The 18,632-nt window shown below is 45.8% G+C and carries 23 protein-coding genes; 11 read left to right on the top strand and 12 right to left on the bottom strand.

The annotated features are described in order from the left end of the window. Nucleotides 1–5 precede the first annotated feature (5 nt). Both ygfZ and CP950_RS04415 read left to right on the top strand, forming a co-directional pair. The gene (gene ygfZ, locus CP950_RS04420) at nt 6–1,007 is read left to right on the top strand and encodes a CAF17-like 4Fe-4S cluster assembly/insertion protein YgfZ (protein WP_096672744.1); all 1,002 of its coding nucleotides are present in this window, start codon (nt 6–8) and stop codon (nt 1,005–1,007) included. 25 nt (nt 1,008–1,032) lie between these two features. After that, nucleotides 1,033–1,878: an NRDE family protein gene (locus CP950_RS04415; protein ID WP_096672742.1), complete on the top strand. Its 846-nt coding sequence runs from the start codon at nt 1,033–1,035 to the stop codon at nt 1,876–1,878. 15 nt (nt 1,879–1,893) lie between these two features. Here the strand turns inward: CP950_RS04415 and CP950_RS04410 are convergent, their stop codons facing one another. Beyond that, nucleotides 1,894–2,376 carry a PaaI family thioesterase gene (locus tag CP950_RS04410; RefSeq protein ID WP_096672740.1) on the bottom strand — a complete coding sequence of 161 codons (483 nt, stop codon included), beginning with the start codon at nt 2,374–2,376 and terminating at the stop codon, nt 1,894–1,896. 54 nt (nt 2,377–2,430) lie between these two features. Between CP950_RS04410 and CP950_RS04405 the strand changes: the two genes are divergently transcribed. The 8 genes from CP950_RS04405 to CP950_RS04370 all read left to right on the top strand — a co-directional run bounded on the left by CP950_RS04405 (nt 2,431) and on the right by CP950_RS04370 (nt 7,968). Then, complete coding sequence (locus CP950_RS04405; protein ID WP_096672738.1) at nt 2,431–3,897, top strand: protein adenylyltransferase SelO; 1,467 nt, start codon at nt 2,431–2,433, stop codon at nt 3,895–3,897. A gap of 14 nt (nt 3,898–3,911) precedes the next feature. Beyond that, entirely contained in the window at nt 3,912–4,322 is a 411-nt protein-coding gene (gene msrB / locus CP950_RS04400) for a peptide-methionine (R)-S-oxide reductase MsrB (protein ID WP_096673085.1), read from the top strand. Between the two features lie 26 nt (nt 4,323–4,348). Further along, a complete protein-coding gene (locus CP950_RS04395) occupies nt 4,349–4,897 on the top strand; it encodes a septation protein A (RefSeq protein WP_096672736.1) in 549 nt (182 codons plus the stop codon). Next, nucleotides 4,894–5,184, top strand: a complete 291-nt coding sequence (locus tag CP950_RS04390) for a BolA family protein (RefSeq protein ID WP_096672734.1) — start codon at nt 4,894–4,896, stop codon at nt 5,182–5,184. The genes CP950_RS04395 and CP950_RS04390 overlap by 4 nt, the downstream gene beginning before the upstream one ends. 44 nt (nt 5,185–5,228) lie before the next feature. Then, nucleotides 5,229–6,032, top strand: a complete 804-nt coding sequence (locus tag CP950_RS04385) for a peptidylprolyl isomerase (protein ID WP_419185573.1) — start codon at nt 5,229–5,231, stop codon at nt 6,030–6,032. Between the two features lie 95 nt (nt 6,033–6,127). Continuing rightward, nucleotides 6,128–6,514, top strand: a complete 387-nt coding sequence (gene gloA, locus CP950_RS04380) for a lactoylglutathione lyase (protein ID WP_096672732.1) — start codon at nt 6,128–6,130, stop codon at nt 6,512–6,514. A 21-nt stretch (nt 6,515–6,535) separates the two neighbouring features. Beyond that, nucleotides 6,536–7,714: a GNAT family N-acetyltransferase gene (locus tag CP950_RS04375; protein WP_096672730.1), complete on the top strand. Its 1,179-nt coding sequence runs from the start codon at nt 6,536–6,538 to the stop codon at nt 7,712–7,714. Further along, entirely contained in the window at nt 7,711–7,968 is a 258-nt protein-coding gene (locus CP950_RS04370; RefSeq protein ID WP_207760207.1) for a DUF1289 domain-containing protein, read from the top strand. Before CP950_RS04375 ends, CP950_RS04370 begins: the two co-directional genes overlap by 4 nt. A gap of 4 nt (nt 7,969–7,972) precedes the next feature. Here CP950_RS04370 and CP950_RS04365 read toward each other — a convergent pair whose 3' ends face one another. Then, nucleotides 7,973–9,580 carry an ABC-F family ATPase gene (locus tag CP950_RS04365; RefSeq protein WP_096672728.1) on the bottom strand — a complete coding sequence of 536 codons (1,608 nt, stop codon included), beginning with the start codon at nt 9,578–9,580 and terminating at the stop codon, nt 7,973–7,975. Nucleotides 9,581–9,874: 294 nt separating this feature from the next. Between CP950_RS04365 and CP950_RS04360 the strand changes: the two genes are divergently transcribed. After that, the gene (locus CP950_RS04360) at nt 9,875–11,053 is read left to right on the top strand and encodes an acyl-CoA dehydrogenase (RefSeq protein WP_096672726.1); all 1,179 of its coding nucleotides are present in this window, start codon (nt 9,875–9,877) and stop codon (nt 11,051–11,053) included. Here CP950_RS04360 and mnmH read toward each other — a convergent pair. Genes mnmH through soxA form a run of 10 tightly spaced genes read right to left on the bottom strand, consistent with a single transcriptional unit; the run spans nt 11,050 to nt 18,594 of the window. Continuing rightward, nucleotides 11,050–12,123 (bottom strand): tRNA 2-selenouridine(34) synthase MnmH, encoded by a 1,074-nt coding sequence (mnmH, locus tag CP950_RS04355; protein WP_096672724.1) that lies wholly within the window; start codon nt 12,121–12,123, stop codon nt 11,050–11,052. The genes CP950_RS04360 and mnmH overlap by 4 nt on opposite strands. A gap of 9 nt (nt 12,124–12,132) precedes the next feature. After that, complete coding sequence (locus CP950_RS04350) at nt 12,133–12,552, bottom strand: acyl-CoA thioesterase (RefSeq protein WP_096672722.1); 420 nt, start codon at nt 12,550–12,552, stop codon at nt 12,133–12,135. 23 nt (nt 12,553–12,575) lie between these two features. After that, complete coding sequence (locus CP950_RS04345; protein ID WP_096672720.1) at nt 12,576–12,920, bottom strand: protein tyrosine phosphatase family protein; 345 nt, start codon at nt 12,918–12,920, stop codon at nt 12,576–12,578. Nucleotides 12,921–12,968: 48 nt separating this feature from the next. Then, complete coding sequence (locus CP950_RS04340; RefSeq protein WP_096672718.1) at nt 12,969–13,406, bottom strand: YeeE/YedE family protein; 438 nt, start codon at nt 13,404–13,406, stop codon at nt 12,969–12,971. Further along, the gene (locus tag CP950_RS04335; protein WP_096672716.1) at nt 13,403–13,846 is read right to left on the bottom strand and encodes a YeeE/YedE family protein; all 444 of its coding nucleotides are present in this window, start codon (nt 13,844–13,846) and stop codon (nt 13,403–13,405) included. The genes CP950_RS04340 and CP950_RS04335 overlap by 4 nt, the downstream gene beginning before the upstream one ends. Before the next feature lie 35 nt (nt 13,847–13,881). Continuing rightward, nucleotides 13,882–15,003: a YeeE/YedE family protein gene (locus CP950_RS04330; RefSeq protein WP_096672714.1), complete on the bottom strand. Its 1,122-nt coding sequence runs from the start codon at nt 15,001–15,003 to the stop codon at nt 13,882–13,884. 22 nt (nt 15,004–15,025) lie between these two features. Continuing rightward, the gene (locus CP950_RS04325) at nt 15,026–15,469 is read right to left on the bottom strand and encodes a DsrE family protein (protein ID WP_096672712.1); all 444 of its coding nucleotides are present in this window, start codon (nt 15,467–15,469) and stop codon (nt 15,026–15,028) included. A gap of 27 nt (nt 15,470–15,496) precedes the next feature. Beyond that, nucleotides 15,497–17,233, bottom strand: a complete 1,737-nt coding sequence (gene soxB / locus CP950_RS04320) for a thiosulfohydrolase SoxB (protein ID WP_096672710.1) — start codon at nt 17,231–17,233, stop codon at nt 15,497–15,499. Between the two features lie 6 nt (nt 17,234–17,239). After that, complete coding sequence (gene soxX / locus CP950_RS04315) at nt 17,240–17,863, bottom strand: sulfur oxidation c-type cytochrome SoxX (RefSeq protein WP_096672708.1); 624 nt, start codon at nt 17,861–17,863, stop codon at nt 17,240–17,242. Nucleotides 17,864–17,865: 2 nt separating this feature from the next. Next, nucleotides 17,866–18,594 carry a sulfur oxidation c-type cytochrome SoxA gene (gene soxA / locus CP950_RS04310; protein ID WP_096673079.1) on the bottom strand — a complete coding sequence of 243 codons (729 nt, stop codon included), beginning with the start codon at nt 18,592–18,594 and terminating at the stop codon, nt 17,866–17,868. Nucleotides 18,595–18,632 lie beyond the last annotated feature (38 nt).

Below are 18,632 nucleotides of genomic sequence, written 5' to 3'. Positions count from 1 at the left end.
AGCTCATGAATACATTCAGTGAAATTCCCGCCCTAGAAACCCCTCCCCTGCTTGCGGGCTGTTCTGACTTGCCTGAATGGGGTCTTATTCTGGTCGAAGGTCCAGATGCCACTCAATTACTTCAGAGTCAGCTTAGTAATTCGGTCTTGAACTTACGCAATACCTTGGCTGGGGAAATTGCTCGGGGGCATGATGCAGTTCGACTGGCGGGCTATTGCAGTCCCAAGGGTAGGCTTTTGGCTAGTGCATGGCTAGGCTTATTTCCGCAGGAAGATGAATCTATTCGTTACGGCTTATTTATTTCAAAAGATATTGCCGCGGGCATTGCTAAAAAGTTATCCATGTATGTTTTACGCTCCAAGGTCACGGTCAAGGATGTTTCCCATGAATGGCAAATCACGGGGCTTTATGATTTAAGCTCTAACATAGATAAGCCATCAATAGAATCCGATGCTCTAGCGCTCAGCATGCCTGATGTCCTCATCAATGAGAAGTCATACAGTCGATTACTCATCGCGCGCCCTTCGAGCAGCTCTCAGAAAAAGATCGATGTCACCGCCTTATCTGAATGGAATTCTTTAGAGGTGCTGAGTGCCATTCCCAGAATCGTGCTGGCTACACAAGAGCAGTTTGTGCCACAAATGATTAATTTCGAATCCGTATTAGGTGTCGACTTTAAAAAAGGGTGCTACCCCGGACAAGAAATCGTTGCGCGTAGCCAATATCGTGGTGCCGTCAAACGGCGCTTGCAACTAGCCCATTTAAAGTCCGCTCAACTTAGCTTAGAAAGCTATGCTCCTGGTACAGAGCTTTATCACTCTGGCGACCTATCACAGCCTGCTGGAATGGTAGTTCTTTCTGCTCCTAACCCCCTAGAACCCGGCAGAATCGACATGCAAGTTGAGTGCAAACTGGATGCTCTGCAAAACGGCGACATTCATCTTGGTAGCATTTCAGGTCCTGTGTTAAAAATAGATGCATTGCCCTACCTTTTGCTCGAAATTTAACTTTAGAACCCATTAATTCAATCTCATGTGCCTGATTCTTTTTGCTTGGAAATCTCATCCAGATTATCCCTTGGTGGTAGCAGCAAATCGCGATGAATTCTATGAACGCGATACTGAGCAACTCGGCTGGTGGGATGAGCACCCCCATGTTTTGGCGGGCAAGGATCGGGCTGATGTTTTGGGAAGCCCTGGGACATGGCTGGGCTTTACCAAAACCGGACGTTTTGCTGCATTGACCAATGTACGGGCGCCTAGTGAAAAAAATCCTGATGCACGCACTCGCGGCGAATTGTCTTTGCAGTATTTAACTAGTAAAAACAAGCCTCACCAGTTTATTCAGGATCGTTCCAAGCATTTTGATCAATACAACGGCTTTAATTTGCTGATGGCTGATCTGAGCGATCCCGAAAATGCAGAAATGCATTGGGTCAGCAATCGGCTGATGATGGGGCAAAGTGTGCGCCCCCGCAAGGTATTTCCGGAACAGGCTTTAAGCCCGGGGGTGTATGGCCTTTCTAATGCCATGCTTGATACTCCATGGCCCAAGGTGAACCACCGCATTGCTGCATTTGCACAAACGCTTGCGATGGATAGTGGTGATCTCAGGAATGCAGATCGCTATCTTCACTTATTAGCAGACACTCATGAGGCTAGCCCCCAAGAGCTTCCCAGTACAGGCGTTAGCGCAGAATGGGAACGTGCGTTGTCCTCTGCATTTATAAAAACCCCAACCTATGGAACGCGTGCAAGTACCGTTTTGCGGGTTCGCAAGGATGGTAATTTTGAAATGGTAGAACGGCGTTTCAACGCTCAGGGCACCATCGGTCATGATGTGGTGACTGGCGAGCTTAGCGCGACCCCAGCAATTTAAGAGACCGAGCTCTAATCAGTCGGCATTCTGAGCAGGGTTGATTACTCGTTCACCATCGACATTCTTACTTGCAAGATGTCTTAAGAATTTAAATGTGCCGCTAGCCATGCAGCAGATATCTCCCTCATCGTTGTAAAGCTTCGCTTCACAGAAGGCCATCGTTGCGGTTCTTCTCACAGTATCTGCCTTTACACGCAAGATGCCATTAGCCGCCTGCATAAAGTTGTTTTTCATTTCAATGGTCACAACGCTGCGATCATCTGGATCACTGGAGCGAGCTGCAACTGCCATCGCCACATCCATCAAAGTGAGTAAAACTCCGCCGTGGGCCACATTCCAAGTATTGGTGTGTTCTGGCTTAAGGGCTAGCAAAATTTCACCTTTACCCATTTCTGCGCTCAACAATCGCACGCCCAAGAGCTTCAAAAAGGGTACGTTTAATTCCTCGCCAAGGTTAGCCAGTTGGGTGGAAGGATTCAATTGCACTTTATTTTTCATCAGATTATTTTAGTGAGTTCTGTGACTGTTGCCAATTCCCCATAAAATAAGATCATGGCTTTTACACTGCGCGGCGACGATGTCTGCCAAAAAACACTCCCCACCCCCCTACCCGATCCTTATTGGGTTGCTTTTTCTCCCTCGGCGGCTCAGTGCATCGGCATCCCCTTATCTAAAAATGCCTTACCAAGTGATCCTAAATGGCTAGATGTGCTAGCTGGTAATGCCTTGGAAACTGAAAAGAATCAATTTTTAGATCCACTGTCGACGGTATACAGCGGTCATCAATTCGGCGTGTGGGCGGGGCAATTGGGCGATGGTCGCGCCATCCTATTGGGGGATATAGGTGACCAAGAGCTACAGCTCAAGGGAGCAGGCATGACGCGTTACTCCCGCATGGGTGATGGACGGGCTGTCTTACGATCCTCTATTCGTGAATTTCTTTGTAGCGAAGCAATGCATGCCTTGGGAATTCCCACCAGTCGAGCTTTAGCGGTGGTTGGCTCTAAATTACCAGTTCGCCGCGAGACCATCGAAACTGCCGCGGTCTGCTCGCGTTTTGCCCCGAGCTTTATTCGCATTGGCCATTTCGAACATTTCGCCTCGCTGCAAAATCTCGTGCGACTGAAGGAGCTGGCTGATCTTCTAATTGCGGATCATTTTACCGAGTGCCTTCAGAGCAAGGCTCCTTACCTAGAGTTATTCAAAGGGATCTTAGGTCGTAATGCGAAATTGCTAGCCCAATGGCAAGCAGTAGGCTTTTGCCATGGCGTTCTCAACAGCGACAATATCAGCGTGCTGGGCCTCACCATTGATTACGGCCCTTTTGGCTTCTTAGACCAATTTCAAGTGGATCATATTTGCAATCACAGCGATCACTCTGGACGCTACGCCTACCATCGGCAACCACAAATCATGCATTGGAATATGGCCTGCCTTGCTAGCGCCTTTTTGCCCTTGCTGGAATTAGACCATTCAGACAAAGAATCACAAGATCTTTTGCATGCTGAAATAGATACATTTCCAGTGATCTACGCCCAAGAATGGCAGCGTTTGTTTAGGGCTAAGTTAGGCTTACAGCAAGCGGAAGAAAGTGACATCGCTTTAATAGAAAATTTAATGCAAATGATGCACGCCTCTAGGGTTGATTTCACTGGACTGTTTCGGGGCTTAAGCGATATCAAAAAAGATTCAGAAATTACTTCAATTCGGCTTAGGGATGAATTCGTTGATCGTGAGCAAATTGATCAATGGTTAGGTCAGTACATACATAGGCTGCAATCTGAATCTTTATCAGACCATGCAAGGGCACTATTGATGAATCAAACCAACCCCAAATTCATTCTCAGAAATCATTTAGCTCAAGTTGCAATCGAAAAGGCTCAGCAGGATGACTTTACTGAAATCGCTACATTGCTCAGCTTATTGAATACGCCATATGATGAGCATCCTGACTTTGAATCGTACGCCCTCCCCCCACCAATAGATATGCCATTAACCGCAGTAAGTTGCTCATCTTAAGCAAAAGGACTGATGTGAAAAAAACAGATCAAAAATACAAACAGGCATTAACTGACATCCAATATCGAGTCACCCGCGAAGCCGCTACGGAAGCCCCTTTTACGGGTAAATTTTGGGATCATTGGGGGGATGGCCGCTATACCTGCGTCTGTTGCGATACCCCGCTATTTAAAGCGGCCACTAAGTTTGACGCTGGTTGTGGTTGGCCAAGCTACAGTGCGCCTGAGCAGGAATCCGCTATTACCGAGATTCGGGATACGACGCATGGCATGGTGCGCACTGAAGTACGCTGCAGTCAATGCGATGCTCATCTCGGGCACGTTTTTAACGATGGGCCTAAGCCAACAGGATTGCGCTACTGCATCAACTCAGCATCGCTGAACTTTGAACCATCGGCAAATGCCAAGCCAACGGAGTCTGAATAAGTCATAAATTGCGGGATAATGCCCATATGAAATTTTTATTCGACCTTTTTCCCATCATTCTGTTCTTTATTGCCTTCAAGTTTGGCGATATCTACACAGCAACCATTGTGGCAATGGTTGCTACTATTGGGCAAATTTTATGGGTCTATTATCGCCACCGGAAAATAGATGCCATGCAGTGGGTCAGTCTTGGCATGATTTTGGTTTTTGGCAGCCTCACGATCTTTTTGCATGACAAAACTTTTATTCAGCTCAAGCCAACCGCCCTCTATTGGCTGTTCTCTTGCGCCTTGATTGTAAGCGCCCAGTTTTTTCAGAAAAATTGGATTCAAGTACTCATGAGCAAGCAAATTACCCTTAAGGAAGCCAATGCTAAATCAGCATGGGAAAAATTGAATCGCCTGTGGGCAATCTTCTTTTTCTTTATGGGTGCATTAAATCTTTACGTTGTCTTTGAATACTCTGAAGAAGTTTGGGTGAACTTTAAATTATTTGGTAGTACTGGACTGTTGATCCTATTTGTCATCTTGCAAGGAATTTGGCTAAGTCGTCACATGGAGCATCCTGCGCAATGAGTCTGAATCAAGATCGTATTCGCTTATTTGAGGCGGATTTGCAAAGAGTCTTCGAGATCACGGAAATGCTTTTTGAAGACGAAAGTCATTTGCATGCAGGTCATGCAGGGGCAGCCTCTGGAGGGGGTCACTTTAAACTGACCTTAATTAGCCCAGAATTTCAAGGCCTTAACACCGTAGCGCGGCATCGGGCTATTTATGCCGCCTTAAGTTCGCATTTTCCCGATGCGATTCACGCTCTTAGCATTCAGGCGCTCACCCCTAACGAACGCCCTTCATCCGTGTGAGATGCATTAAGATATTTAAGAACCCCATTCATCCATTACTTCTAATGACCATGTCAAAACAACCTTCATTTTTCATCATCGTCGCTCTCTTCTCAGCGCTTGGAATGACTACGGCATTGGCCCAAAATGCGGTCATCGTGAACGGCAAGCCCATTCCTAAAACGCAATTAGATAAATTAGTAGCCAAATCTGGCCAAGCAGATAATCCACAAATTCGTGAGCAAGCTCGTGAAATGCTAGTAACCCGCGAACTGATTATTCAAGAGGCTAATAATCGGGGTTTAACTCAGAATGAAGCAGTACGAGAGCAACTTGAGCAATCCCGCATGGGCATTTTAGTAGCCGCGGTTTTTCAAGACTATATTGAAAAAGAAGGAGTCTCGGAGGCTGATTTAAAGACAGCTTATGATCAAGTCAAGACTCAATACACAGGCGGCAAGGAATATCACGTTAAACACATCTTGCTTGATAAGGAAGCAGATGCGCAAGCCATTACCGCTCAAATCAAGGCCGGTGCTAATTTTGGGGAAATTGCCAAAGCAAAATCCAAGGATCCCGGCTCCGCACCTAGTGGTGGCGATTTAGGTTGGGTGAGCGATAAAGCGCTCGTTCCAGAATTTTCTAAGGCGATGGTACAGGCTAAAAAAGGGCAGATTACAGATAAACCAGTGAAGACCCAATTTGGTTGGCACATTATTTATGTAGAAGATACTCGCGATGCTAGCGCCCCTTCTATGGAGGAAATAAAAGATCGTTTGAAACAGATGATCACTTCGGACCAGAACTGGCAAAAAGCGAAATTTTCTGAAATGCTGCAAAAACTTCGAGCTAAAGCAAAGCTACAGTAATTTACAACATCCGCCCTTACTAACCCAGGAATCAACCTGGGTTTTTTATTATGTAAAGCCCAACATAAATTGTAAAAACCCTTTATATTGAATAAATGATGATTTTGCACACCATGCTACGCGTCGGCAACTTTGAGCGCTCAATTGATTTCTACACCAAAGTCATGGGAATGAATTTGTTGCGCAAGACTGATCGTCCTGAACAGAAATATACTTTGGCTTTTGTTGGTTTCGGCAAAGGAAATGCAGATGGTCAAGCCGAACTAGAATTAACCTATAACTACGGTGTTGACAAGTATGTAATGGGTGATGCCTACGGTCATATCGCTATCAGCGTTGATGATGCCTATGCTGCTTGCGCGCAAATCAAAGCTGCTGGAGGCACAGTCTCTCGTGAGGCAGGGCCTCTTTTAGGTGGCGGTAGCGTTATTGCCTTTGTCACTGATCCGGACGGATACAAAATAGAATTGATACAGCGTTAAATTTGCTCTAAAGAAGTTGCAATGGCATTGAGTTCAACACCGCATCAATTTCAGGTGATTCAATCTCTTACTGAGATCAGAGCGCAAGATTGGAATGCCCTCCTCCCTTCTGACGCAGGCCCCTTTCTTAAGCATGAGTTTCTGCTTGCTCTAGAAGAATGCGCTTGTGTAGACGGAAACACGGGTTGGCAAACAGCCCACCTTTTAGTTCGATCTAGCGACTCAAACATCATCGGAGCGATGCCCCTCTATTTAAAGCAACATTCCTATGGGGAGTTTGTATTTGATTGGTCTTGGGCTGAAGCCTATGCGCAAAATGGGCTTGAGTACTATCCAAAAGCGCTCTGCGCAATACCATTTACCCCAGTGAAAGGCCCGCGCCTTCTCGCATTGCCTGGCGATGAAAAAGAGACTATACAAACACTCTTAGTGACGGCTTTAAAATCCTTAATCACTGACAACGCACTTTCTTCAGCGCACATTTTATTTTCAGAGCCCGCTGAACTCACCAAATTAACAGAGCAAGGTTTTATGCTCAGGGATTCTGTGCAGTTTCATTGGCAAAATCCAGGTTATCAAGATTTTGAACAGTTCCTCGCAGCATTGAATATGAAGCGCCGTAAAAATATTCGGCGTGAGCGAGCGCAAGTCGCATCTGCTGCAATTCACTTTAAGCACATTCCTGGATTGCAGGCCACGCAATCCGATTGGGAATTCTTTTACCGATGTTATGCAAATACCTATTTAGAGCATCGCTCAAGCCCCTATTTAAGCGCTGCATTTTTTCAAAAACTGGGTGAAGTTATGCCTGAAAATCTACATCTTATTATTGCTTACCGCAATGAGCAGATGGTAGCCTCCTCCTTATTATTTGTTGATAAATTAGCTTCCGCTGCTTTTGGAAGATACTGGGGATCAACTGAATTTATTCCCTGCCTGCATTTTGAAACGGCGTATTACCAAGCGATCGAATATTGCATCAAAGAGGGTATTCGAACCTTTGAGGGTGGCGCACAAGGGGAGCATAAGATGGCCCGGGGGTTTTTACCCACCACAATTCAATCGGCCCACTGGATTGCAGATGCCCAGTTTGCAAAAGCAATTGAGCGCTTCTTAGAGCGCGAACGGGCTGGCATGGCGGCTTATGTTAATGAGCTTGAAGAGCACAGTCCTTTGAAATCGACTACAGTGTTGCTATGACTTCAAATGACAATGTAAATAATTCCGAAAATACCGCCAACTCTCTTGCTGTAGGCGATGATGCATCTGATTCACCCTGCATTGGAGTCTGCACTACGCTCTATGACGAAATCTGCCAAGGGTGCGGACGTACCTTGGGTGAGGTAAGTAACTGGGTCTTTTTAAGCCAAGAAGAGAAAGAAGTGGTTTGGAAGCGCATACGAGCCGATGGCACTGCAATGCGCTTTCAACGTCAAATTAAAGCGGCGGGCTAAGCCACTACCCAGCTAAAGCTTGGCTTCGAAGATATTCCTCGTAAGTGCCAGAATAGTCCTCAATTTTTCCGTCAGGTTTCACCTCAAGAATACGGTTCGCTAGAGCAGAAACAAATTCTCGGTCATGTGACACGAAAATTAAAGTGCCTTCATATTTTTCTAAGGCAATCTGTAAGCTCTCAATAGATTCCATATCCATATGGTTAGTTGGCTCATCCATCGCTAACACATTGTATTTCTGGAGCATCAACTTGCCCCAAATCATCCGGCCCTTCTCGCCACCAGAAAGGATTTTGACGGACTTGCTAATGTCATCACCCGAAAACAATAAACGCCCTAGAGTGCCACGAATACTTTGATCGTCATCGCCAGAGTTACGCCAGTCATTCATCCAATCCATCAGGGTAATATCTTTAGCGAACAGATCGGTATTGTCTTGAGGCATGACGCCGGTGTTTGCATTTTCAGCCCATTTCACATCGCCACTATCAGCCTGAATACCATCAAAGCGTTTGCTTAAAATGGTTTTCAATAAGGTGGTTTTACCCGCCCCATTTTGTCCTATGATCGCTACTTTTTCGCCTGCACGAATGGCAATTTTAAAATTCTTAAAGATGGTGCGATCAAATGATTTAGTCAACGCATTGCATTCCACAGCCATATTGTGGAGCTTCTTTTCAGAGTCAAAGCGGATGAAGGGATTCTGCCGAGAAGACGGCTTAATCTCCGTAATTTCAATTTTTTCCAATTGTTTTTGGCGTGAAGTTGCCTGGCGAGCCTTTGATGCATTTGCAGAAAATCGACTCACGAAGGCCTGTAATTCTGCAATCTTTTCTTTGGCCTTCACGTTTGAACTTAATTGCTGCGCTCTCGCCTGTACCGAGGCCAACATATAGGAATCGTAATTGCCTGGATAGACTTTGAGGGTACCAAAGTCCATATCCGCCATATGAGTACAGACTTCGTTCAAGAAGTGACGATCGTGAGAAATAATCACAATCGTACTTTTAATTTGGTTCAGGATATCTTCTAGCCAATGAATAGAGTGAATATCTAAGTTATTGGTTGGCTCATCGAGCAGAAGTACATCCGGATCGGAAAACAAGGCTTGCGCCAATAAGACACGCAACTTCCAGCCTGGTGCAACGTTGCTCATTAAGCCATCGTGCTGTTCAATTGGAATACCAATACCCAAGAGCAATTCTCCAGCCTTGGCTTCAGCGGTATAACCACCGTATTCAGCATACTTACCCTCAAGTTCTGCGGCCTTCATGTAATCTTCATCAGTCGCTTCTGGGTTTGCGTAAATAGCATCGCGTTCCGCTGCAGCGCGCCACATTTCCTCATGACCCATCATGACTACATCCAAAACACGTTGGTCTTCGTAAGCAAATTGATCTTGGCGCAATTTACCCAAACGAATCCCTGGCTCTAAGCTGACGTTGCCGCTAGTAGGCTCTAATTCACCCCCAAGGATTTTCATAAAAGTGGATTTACCGCAACCGTTTGCGCCAATCAAGCCATAACGATTTCCTCCGCCAAACTTAACGGAGATATTTTCAAACAGGGGTTTTGCCCCAAATTGCATGGTGATATTAGATGCGGACAGCACGGATAAGCTCTGACTTTCTGGTATTCGGTTTAATGGGGATGGTGCAGATTTGCACCAAAGACTGCTATTTTAACGGTTTCAAACGGCAAAGACTGGAAATGACACTTTTACCTTAAAAGGACTGAAAATCGCATGAACGTCATAGAATTTCAGAATGGCGGCATCTCACCTCTTTCATCTCAATTTAATGGCAGAATGGGGTTTACGCAGTAAAAGTAGAAAATTAAAGCCGAATATTGCCATTTTCTTACCAATTTATGTTTCCGAAAATCAGTTCATTGGCTTAACCACAATATGACTAAAGCGCACTTCCACTGGGATGATCCCCTGCTTCTTGATACTCAACTAAGCGAGGACGAGCGCATGGTTCGGGATGCCGCCGCAGAATATGCTCAGGGAAGCTTGATGCCTCGCGTACTGGATGCATTTCGCAATGAAAATACCGACCCCTCTATTTTTCTTGAAATGGGTCAATTAGGTCTGCTCGGCATCATGATTCCAGAGCAGTATGGTGGCAGTAATTTGAACTATGTTTCCTATGGGCTCATCGCCCGAGAAGTTGAGCGGGTCGACTCAGGCTACCGCTCCATGATGAGCGTTCAATCGTCCTTGGTAATCTTGCCCATCAACGAATTTGGCAGCGAAGCGCAAAAACAAAAGTACTTACCGAAACTCGCTAGCGGAGAAATGATTGGGTGTTTTGGCTTAACTGAACCCAATTATGGTTCTGATGCCGGCGGGATGCTTACCCGCGCAAAAAAGGTTCCTGGTGGCTTCTCTCTATCAGGTTCAAAAATGTGGATCTCAAATTCACCTATAGCCGATATCTTTATTGTTTGGGCTAAAAATGATGCGGGTGATATTAGAGGTTATATTTTAGAAAAGGGGATGAAAGGTCTTAGCGCCCCGAAAATTGAAGGCAAGATGAGTTTACGGGCCTCCATTACCGGTGAAATCGTCATGGATGAAGTATTTGTCCCAGATGAAAATGAGCTCCCTGGAGTCACAGGCCTCAAGGGACCGTTCACCTGCCTCAATTCCGCCCGTTACGGTATTGCTTGGGGAACTTTAGGTGCTGCCGAATGGTGCTGGCACGCCGCCCGAAAATACACTATGGATCGCAAGCAGTTTGGTCGCCCCTTAGCGGCAAATCAATTAATCCAAAAGAAATTGGTTGATATGCAAACTGAAATCACCATGGCCTTGCAGGGATGTCTACGCCTTGGTCGCATGAAAGATGAAGGCACCGCGGCACCCGAGATCACCTCCATGATGAAGCGCAATTCCTGCGGTAAATCACTTGAAGTGGCACGCTTGGCAAGAGACATGCATGGCGGAAACGGCATCTCCGATGAATACGGCGTTATTCGCCATATGCTTAATTTAGAAGTTGTGAATACTTATGAGGGCACTCATGATATCCACGCGCTCATACTGGGGCGTGCGCAAACGGGTATTCAGGCGTTTAGTTAAACACCTTGCTTTGCCAAGATAGTCTTAGCAGCCTGAGCAAAGGCCAGATCACTGTCATCCTCGAGCAGAACGAAATGATCCGCACGGTAGTGGGGGAAATTTCTTTCGATGGAGGACTGATAGGCCGGGTCATAGTGCTTCACTAAGAGCTCTTCAACTAGCGCATCAAAATGACCTGCATCGATAGCCTGATTCCATAATTCAATTTGCTCTTTACCGTAACGCGAAGTAAGTAAGCTCAATTTCTGCTTAAAGCTGGCTGCATCAGCTACGAAATGCTGGTACTCCCGCAGCAACCAAGATACGCGAGTATGTGTACTAGAACGAAGCTCAACACATTGACCCATGCGAATTTTTTCCATGAGCGCATCTGGAATATGAACGCCACCCACCTTCTTACTCTCAGATTCAACAAATACAATGCGTGAAGAATCCATTGAATTTAAGGCGTGCCACAAATTCGTTTCAAAGCCCTTTTGCGAGGGTTGGTCAATCCGCGGTTCATTACCCAAAACCGAGCCACGATGAATGGCTAAGGCCTCTAAGTCCAGCACTTGAGCGCCTAAAAGACTGAGCTCCTGAAGAATGCGAGTTTTGCCACTGCCCGTCATGCCGCATATCACCTGAAAAGAAAAAAGGGTAGCTGCCTGCACCAAACCATCAATGACAGTGCGTCTAAAGCCTTGATAACCACCCTCTAGTTGCAGCGCTTTCCAGCCAATCCGATTCAGGACATGAGTGAAGGCCCCGCTGCGCTCCCCTCCCCGCCAGCAATAAATGAGCGGACGCCATTCACGAGGAAATTCAATCAGAGAATCTTCCAAATGGCGCGCAATATTTTTTGAAACGAAGGCCGCGCCTAATTTTTTTGCTGCAAATGGTGAAACTTGGGAATAGAGCGTGCCAATCTCAATGCGCTCCTCGTTACTCAACACGGGGTAATTGATGGCGCCTGGAATATGATCTAGAGCAAATTCAGCTGGAGAGCGAACATCGATGATGGTGTCAAACTCATTTAACGCGCTAGTGAGTTTTTCAATAGGAAGAATCGATTGATTACTTAATTGCAAAAACGATTCCTAACGCAGACCAGCAAGAATTGCTTCTGGCCATGGAGTAGCTACATCAGTTATCAGATCTACCCACACCATTGTGGCTCCGCCCTCAGCAACCTTCACTTCGGGCGCAGAGGTCAAAAACATTGCGTTGTAGACATCCATACTAGTTCTTCCAATGGCACCGACATAGGTCTTCACAATCAATTCACCAGGGTACGACAGCTGTTGATAGAAGTTGCAAAAACCATTCACCATCAACATGCCCGCATCTTCAGTATGGGTAGACTGCTGTAGCAAGGAAATCCACTCTATTCGCGCCTGCTCCATAAACCGAAAATAAATCGTGTTATTTACATGACGATAAGCGTCCATGTCACCCCAACGAATTGGCACGCGGGTTTCATGAACCAACCGTTTTTTTGCTGGAATTTCAATACGCATAGACTCAGCTTCTTATAAAATGATTAGCGTACCTGCAGCGCCAATTGATACAAATTCGTTGAACGAGCACCAGATCGACAAAAAGCCAAGATAGGTCCAGGAAGCGTTTTTAGTAAACGGGCCATTTCCACCACTTGCTCTGGCGTAATGGAACCAGAAATTACTGGCAAATGCGCATAATGCAAACCCAGTTTTTCTGCTTGGGCTTCAATTTCAGCGCTAGTGGGCTGGTCTGTGCCACCCTCAAAATCAGGGCGGTTGTTGATCACGCTTTTGTAGCCTTGCGCAACTACAGCAGAAAGATGATCGGGCTCAATTTGACCAATCGTTCCAAATTGGTCATTGTGACAGGCGATGGGTAGATTCATCTGATTCTCTTATTAATAAGTTGATAGGTGCAATATCTTGATTCTAAATCAGGTGGTCTTCTTGTGGTCTGCAAAGAGGCGATTGCAAACACCCATACCAATAAGCATGGCAAGCACAAACACAAGGGCCTTTATATGACCGGAGCCTAAGGCAACAATCACCGGCCCAGGACAAAAGCCAGCAATACCCCAGCCTGCACCAAATATTAAGCCACCAATTACAAGCGGTTTAGTAATATCCCTCTTGGTCGGAATTTGGAGCGCGTTACCGAAGAAAGATTCGGTCTTTTTGGCTGCCAAATAAAAACCAGCCAGACCTACCATCACAGCGCCACCCATGACAAAAATGAGGGATGGATCCCAATTACCAGAAATGTCCAAAAAATTAAGGATTTTTTGAGGATTGCTCATCCCGGAAATTAGTAATCCCAAGCCAAAAAGAACGCCAATGAAATACTGGCTCACGAGTGAAACATGTTTTTTCATGTACTTACCGCCAATACATGGCGAATCATGTAAACAACCAGAAATCCTGAGCTCATGAAGGCAACGGTTGCCACCAAAGAACGTGGTGAGAGACGGGAAAGGCCGCAAATTCCATGGCCACTTGTACAGCCAGAGCCATATTCAGCACCAAATCCCACTAAGAGGCCGGCCAAGATAATGAGAGGCCATTCAGTATCGATAATTTGCAAGGGATGCATATCAAACATCAGCGCGGCCCAAAAAGGCGCAGTCAAGATGCCGAGGAGGAAAGCGACGCGCCAACTCCAATCGCCAGCCTTAGGACGCAGTAAACCAGAAACAATTCCGCTAATCCCCAAAATACGGCCGTGCAATAAAACATATAAAGCTGCGGCAATTCCTAAAATCATCCCGCCTAATAGCGCGGGACCTGGCGTGAAGGATACCCAATCAATGTGCATGCATATCCCCAGTCATATTCTCTAAATCCCGTTAATTAAGCGCAAGGACTTGGTGCCATTCGATACTCAAGATAACGAAGTGCTAAAAAAGCACCTAAAACAAATCCTGGGAGAGCTAAAAATGATCCTAAGGCTAAAGTAGATACACCACTGATGCCCTGACCAATTGTGCAACCCAGAGCGGTAACGCCACCAAAGCCCATGAGCGCTGCGCCAACCAGATGATTGGCCGTATCCTCGGCTGTTGTAAAAGATTCCCAACGAAAGGATTTGGTCAGGAGCGCATAGGTCGCCGATCCAAAAATCAAGCCAAAAACTGCAACGATGCCAATAGATAGGGTTTTTGAAACATCGCTATAAAACATTAACCAATCCAAGGTGTAAGCATAAGGCGACACAAAAGAAAGGCTCTCCATCTTGCCGGAGTTTGTCACCAAAAATACCTCCTCTAGGGTATTTGGGTCTTCGGATACAAAAGCCAAATAACCTGAAATCCACCACACCAAACAAATTACCAATCCAACGCCAAACCCGGCCAAGAGATTATTAAAAGTCCAAAATGATTTATTGATTAAGGCGGAAAGAATCAATGCGCAACCGAGGAAGCCACCTAAGAGAATATGTATCAGCGCCCTACTCGCCCCTAAATGCATGCTCAGCATACTAGGCAAGTCTTGGGGTGTAGAAAGATTGAGAGCAATAGTATCCAATGTATTGACACGCAACACAGCAAGAAAACCACGCAGGGTCATATAGGCAACTAAGCCTAAAACCATAAACACCACTAATGACTTGAGATTACCGCCCCCAATCCTAATGAGAGTCTTGCTGCCACACCCAGACGCAAGCACCATGCCAAAGCCAAAACACAGACTTCCAACAAGGATGGAGACATACATTAGTTTGCTATTGGTATAAATCGTTTTGGATGTATCAATAAATCCAAGGCTAGAAAGCAACATGACGCCAATCATGGCTATGCCAATAGCAAGGGCCCATTGACGAATTCTAGACAGATCCGAAATCAGCAACCAGTCGGTAATTGCGCCCATCGTACAAAAACTGGTTCTCTTCATAATGGCACCCAAAATAAAGGTAACAAAAAAAGTGAGCCACAAGGCTTGATGGCTAATGGAAATAAGGTCTACTGAATTCATATAAAAAACGGGCTATTCTTTTTTAAGGCTTGATATAAGCGAAATGATTAATGAACTGCAAATCCGCGATTTTCACAACGCCAGATGGAGTGAAATCGGCGTCCAAAATAAATTGGCCTTTGGATAAATTGCGATTTTTGAGAGTGATCTCACAAACTTCGAAAGAAACTCCGCGTGATTTTAGTGCGGCGATTAACGGCGCATATTCAATATTATTCTTTTCATCTTTAGAACCCTCCATCAACAAGTCCACGCCCAAAGAATGCGTCACAACAATAATATTCGTTTGAGGAGAGGTGTCCAAATGATTGCGAATATTTCTCAAGGCTTTTAAACCTTGAAGTTGGGCATCATCAACGTGATACACCACCTTTGTTTGGGCAAGCGCTTGATTGGCGTAGGATGCAGAGCAGAGCACTAGCAATGCACAGCATATAAATTTGAGTATCGGGTTAAGTGAAGTCATGACGTTTTTTCTGTGTTTAAAAATAGATTAGCTATGCTTAATTGCAAGGCCTTGATTCATTGAAACGCCTTCAATGATGGGTTCATTGAGCTTCTTGGGTTTAATAATTTTCTGGTCTTTTAAATGGCGCGTCATGAGATCCCAAATAGGCTCACCATTAAGTTCACGGGCATCTTCACTAACAGGAGCCCAACCAGCAACGCGGTACCGCTTGCCAGCCTCAATGGGCTTACCACCAAGATGCATTTTTGAAATGCGTTTACCCATCAATAAATTGGGGCTGATGGTGTAATTAAGGCCACCAACCCGCACCATATCCCCTCCTTGCTGGTAGTAAGGATCGGGGTTAAATAGATTGTCTGCCACATCCTCCAAGATCGTTTTGATGTTTTCTCCGGTTATCAACGAGACCGTGGTGTAGGGATAAGTGATCGCAGTTTGATCCATTAGCTTTTCTGTTGTAATGGTTTCACCTGGCAATAAGGAAGTTCCCCAGCGAAACCCTGGAGAAAAGGCAATTTCAGCATTCTTTTGCGCCATGAGCCCATCCAAAATGACTTGATCGAAACTGCCATTAAAATTGCCACGGCGATAGAGTAAATCCTCGGTAATGGCTAAGGGGGTATTTAAGCGCGCCTCATAAGGCGCCCTCACCTTAGTGATCAGTTGCTGCATTGCAGAATCTGCAGGTATTAAGTCTGAAAAAACTGGTAGCAGCTTATAGCGGAAATCAATTACTTGACTCCCCTTCACCTGAAAATCAAGTACCCCTAGAAATTTTCCATTTGAACCTGCATTGGTGACCAAAGTAACGCCACCGGCATTGCGAACTTTTACGGGTACTGGTACTCCATCATGCGTGTGTCCGCCCAAGATCGCATCTAGACCGCGAACACGTGAGGCAAGTTTGAGATCAACATCCATCCCGTTATGAGACAACAAGACAACCACCACCGCCCCTTGCGCACGAACTTGTTCAATCGTTTTTTGTAAGCTCGCCTCTTGAATTCCGAAAGTCCAATTTGGCGTGAAATACCTTGGATTGGCTACGGGAGTATATGGAAAAGCCTGTCCAATAATAGCAACGGACACCCCATTCATTGATCGCAACGTGTATGGCGGAAAAACATCATCGCCAAAGTCGGCTGTCTTAATGTTTTGAGCTAGAAAGTCTATTTTTCCCTGAAAATCATTTTGAATGATTTCTAAAACACGTTGCTCACCGAGTGTCATTTCCCAATGGGCAGTCATGACATCAACTCCCATTAACAAAGCGGCATCCACCATGTCTTGACCTCGGGTCCACAGCGCCGTAGCGGAACCCTGCCAAGTGTCTCCACCATCTAACAATAAAGACCCCGGTCTAGAATTCTTTAATTGCTTTATTAAAGTAGTGAGGTGTGCAAACCCACCCATCTTCCCGTATGTTTGAGCTGCCGCAGGAAAGTCTAGATAAGTAAATGCATGAGCATCTTTTGTGTTGGGAGCAATGCCATTGGCTCTTAAAAAGTATTCTCCAACTAAGTGTGGCGTTTTATTGGCCTGTGACCCTACGCCAATATTAACGCTCGGCTCTCGAAAATAGACTGGATTAAGCTGGGCGTGACAGTCGGTGAAGTGTAAAAAATTCACATTGCCGAAACTGGGTAACTCGTAAAAAGAGCTCGCGCTTTTTTGGGCTTTTGCCAATTCAGATTGCAGCGCCATGCCACCAGCAGAAGCAATGGCTAATGCCTGCAAAAAGTGGCGGCGATTAAGCGACATTCCAGACTATTGGTTTACTGGTGACAGGGGGTCGAGCAATAACGCCATCACATCTTGCATCTGTTGCTGGGTCAGTATTTTAAAATGCCCAAAGCGCGGCATATTGCTGCAGGCGTTGTACGCCTTGGAGTTATTAATGCGATTCCATGTATAGCGTATGACTTCATCTGAATAGCCGCGTAATTTACCGTAATTCCACAAACTGGGGCCAATGTTTCCATAAGAAATTTCTTTGCGATTGATTTCGTGGCAGTTGTAGCAGCCGCCGCCATTCACCGCATTGGCAGAATCACTCCAAGTTAAACCGCGACCACTTTGAGCAACTAGCTCCCCTTGCTGCCAGTTGCCCAAATACTGGCCATCTGTCGGTTGAGTGATGCTGGCCATATTGCGCTTCTCGATTTCCGCAGCCTGAGCAAGGGCGGCCTTGCTATTGCTCAACTGCGGCTTAGAGCAAAATTGTTGGGTTGGATCTTGTTTAATTCTATCCATGCCAGCAATACCTTGAGCCCTAAATCCAGTAGACAATATTTTCTCAAATTGAGCATCTAAATTAGCTTGGGAATGGGCAAATGAGCTCATTGTCAAAAACAAACATAAGGCAAGGCACTTATTGAAATGAGTTTTCATAATCATCGCTTTAAGCCTGGGGTTTGAATCGTGCCGCCATTTGCATTCACCGCCATGTACATCGAAATAGCCGTCAGCAAATCCGATCCGTAAATTGGAAAAGGAAAGCGCTGTTGCCGATAGCAATCATTTAAACGCGCGCCCATAGTCCAAAACTCTCCACTAGAGACGCGATACGCCGGCCAAGAGCCCCATGCTTCGGCGGCGCCTGCTTGCGTTGAAATATTGGGAAGGTCTTGCAGTCGAATCCGCTTACCAGTGGAGCCATGGCATGAAGCGCAAGAAAAATCCATTGGACCGCCTTGATAGTAAAAAGCTTTTTTGCCTAATGCGTAGGCTATTTTCTCTTGAGGATGTTTTGTGCTTACCGCTACTTTAAGCCCCTTCGATTGCGTAACTACATACGCAACGATGGCTTCCATTTCCTTCTTTAGGCCCTGACGAAATGGGGCATCAATGATTTCTTGTGAAGATATTCCTTGCAAGGAACTCATGCAAGTTATTAGGCGCGATTCTAAGTCTTGCACTTTCTTAGTATCAGCGAAGTACTTGGGAAGTTGAGCGGAGGCACCCTTCACTACTCCAGCACCCAAGCCAAGATCGCATTTCTCTAAAGTGGCATTTTTTGGGCCCGCGGGTTTTTTCCACAGCTCTTCACCAGCAGCTTCATAGAGCTCAGAGGGATTGCCATCGGCAATCATCTCGCGATACTGCGCAATTCCTTCGGCCATAGATTGAGCCTGCGCTAGAGCTGCGGCACTGAGCAGTA

The organism is Polynucleobacter meluiroseus (genome assembly GCF_900205755.1).
GTDB lineage: Bacteria > Pseudomonadota > Gammaproteobacteria > Burkholderiales > Burkholderiaceae > Polynucleobacter > Polynucleobacter meluiroseus.
This window is presented reverse-complemented; position numbering and strand designations above follow the sequence as displayed.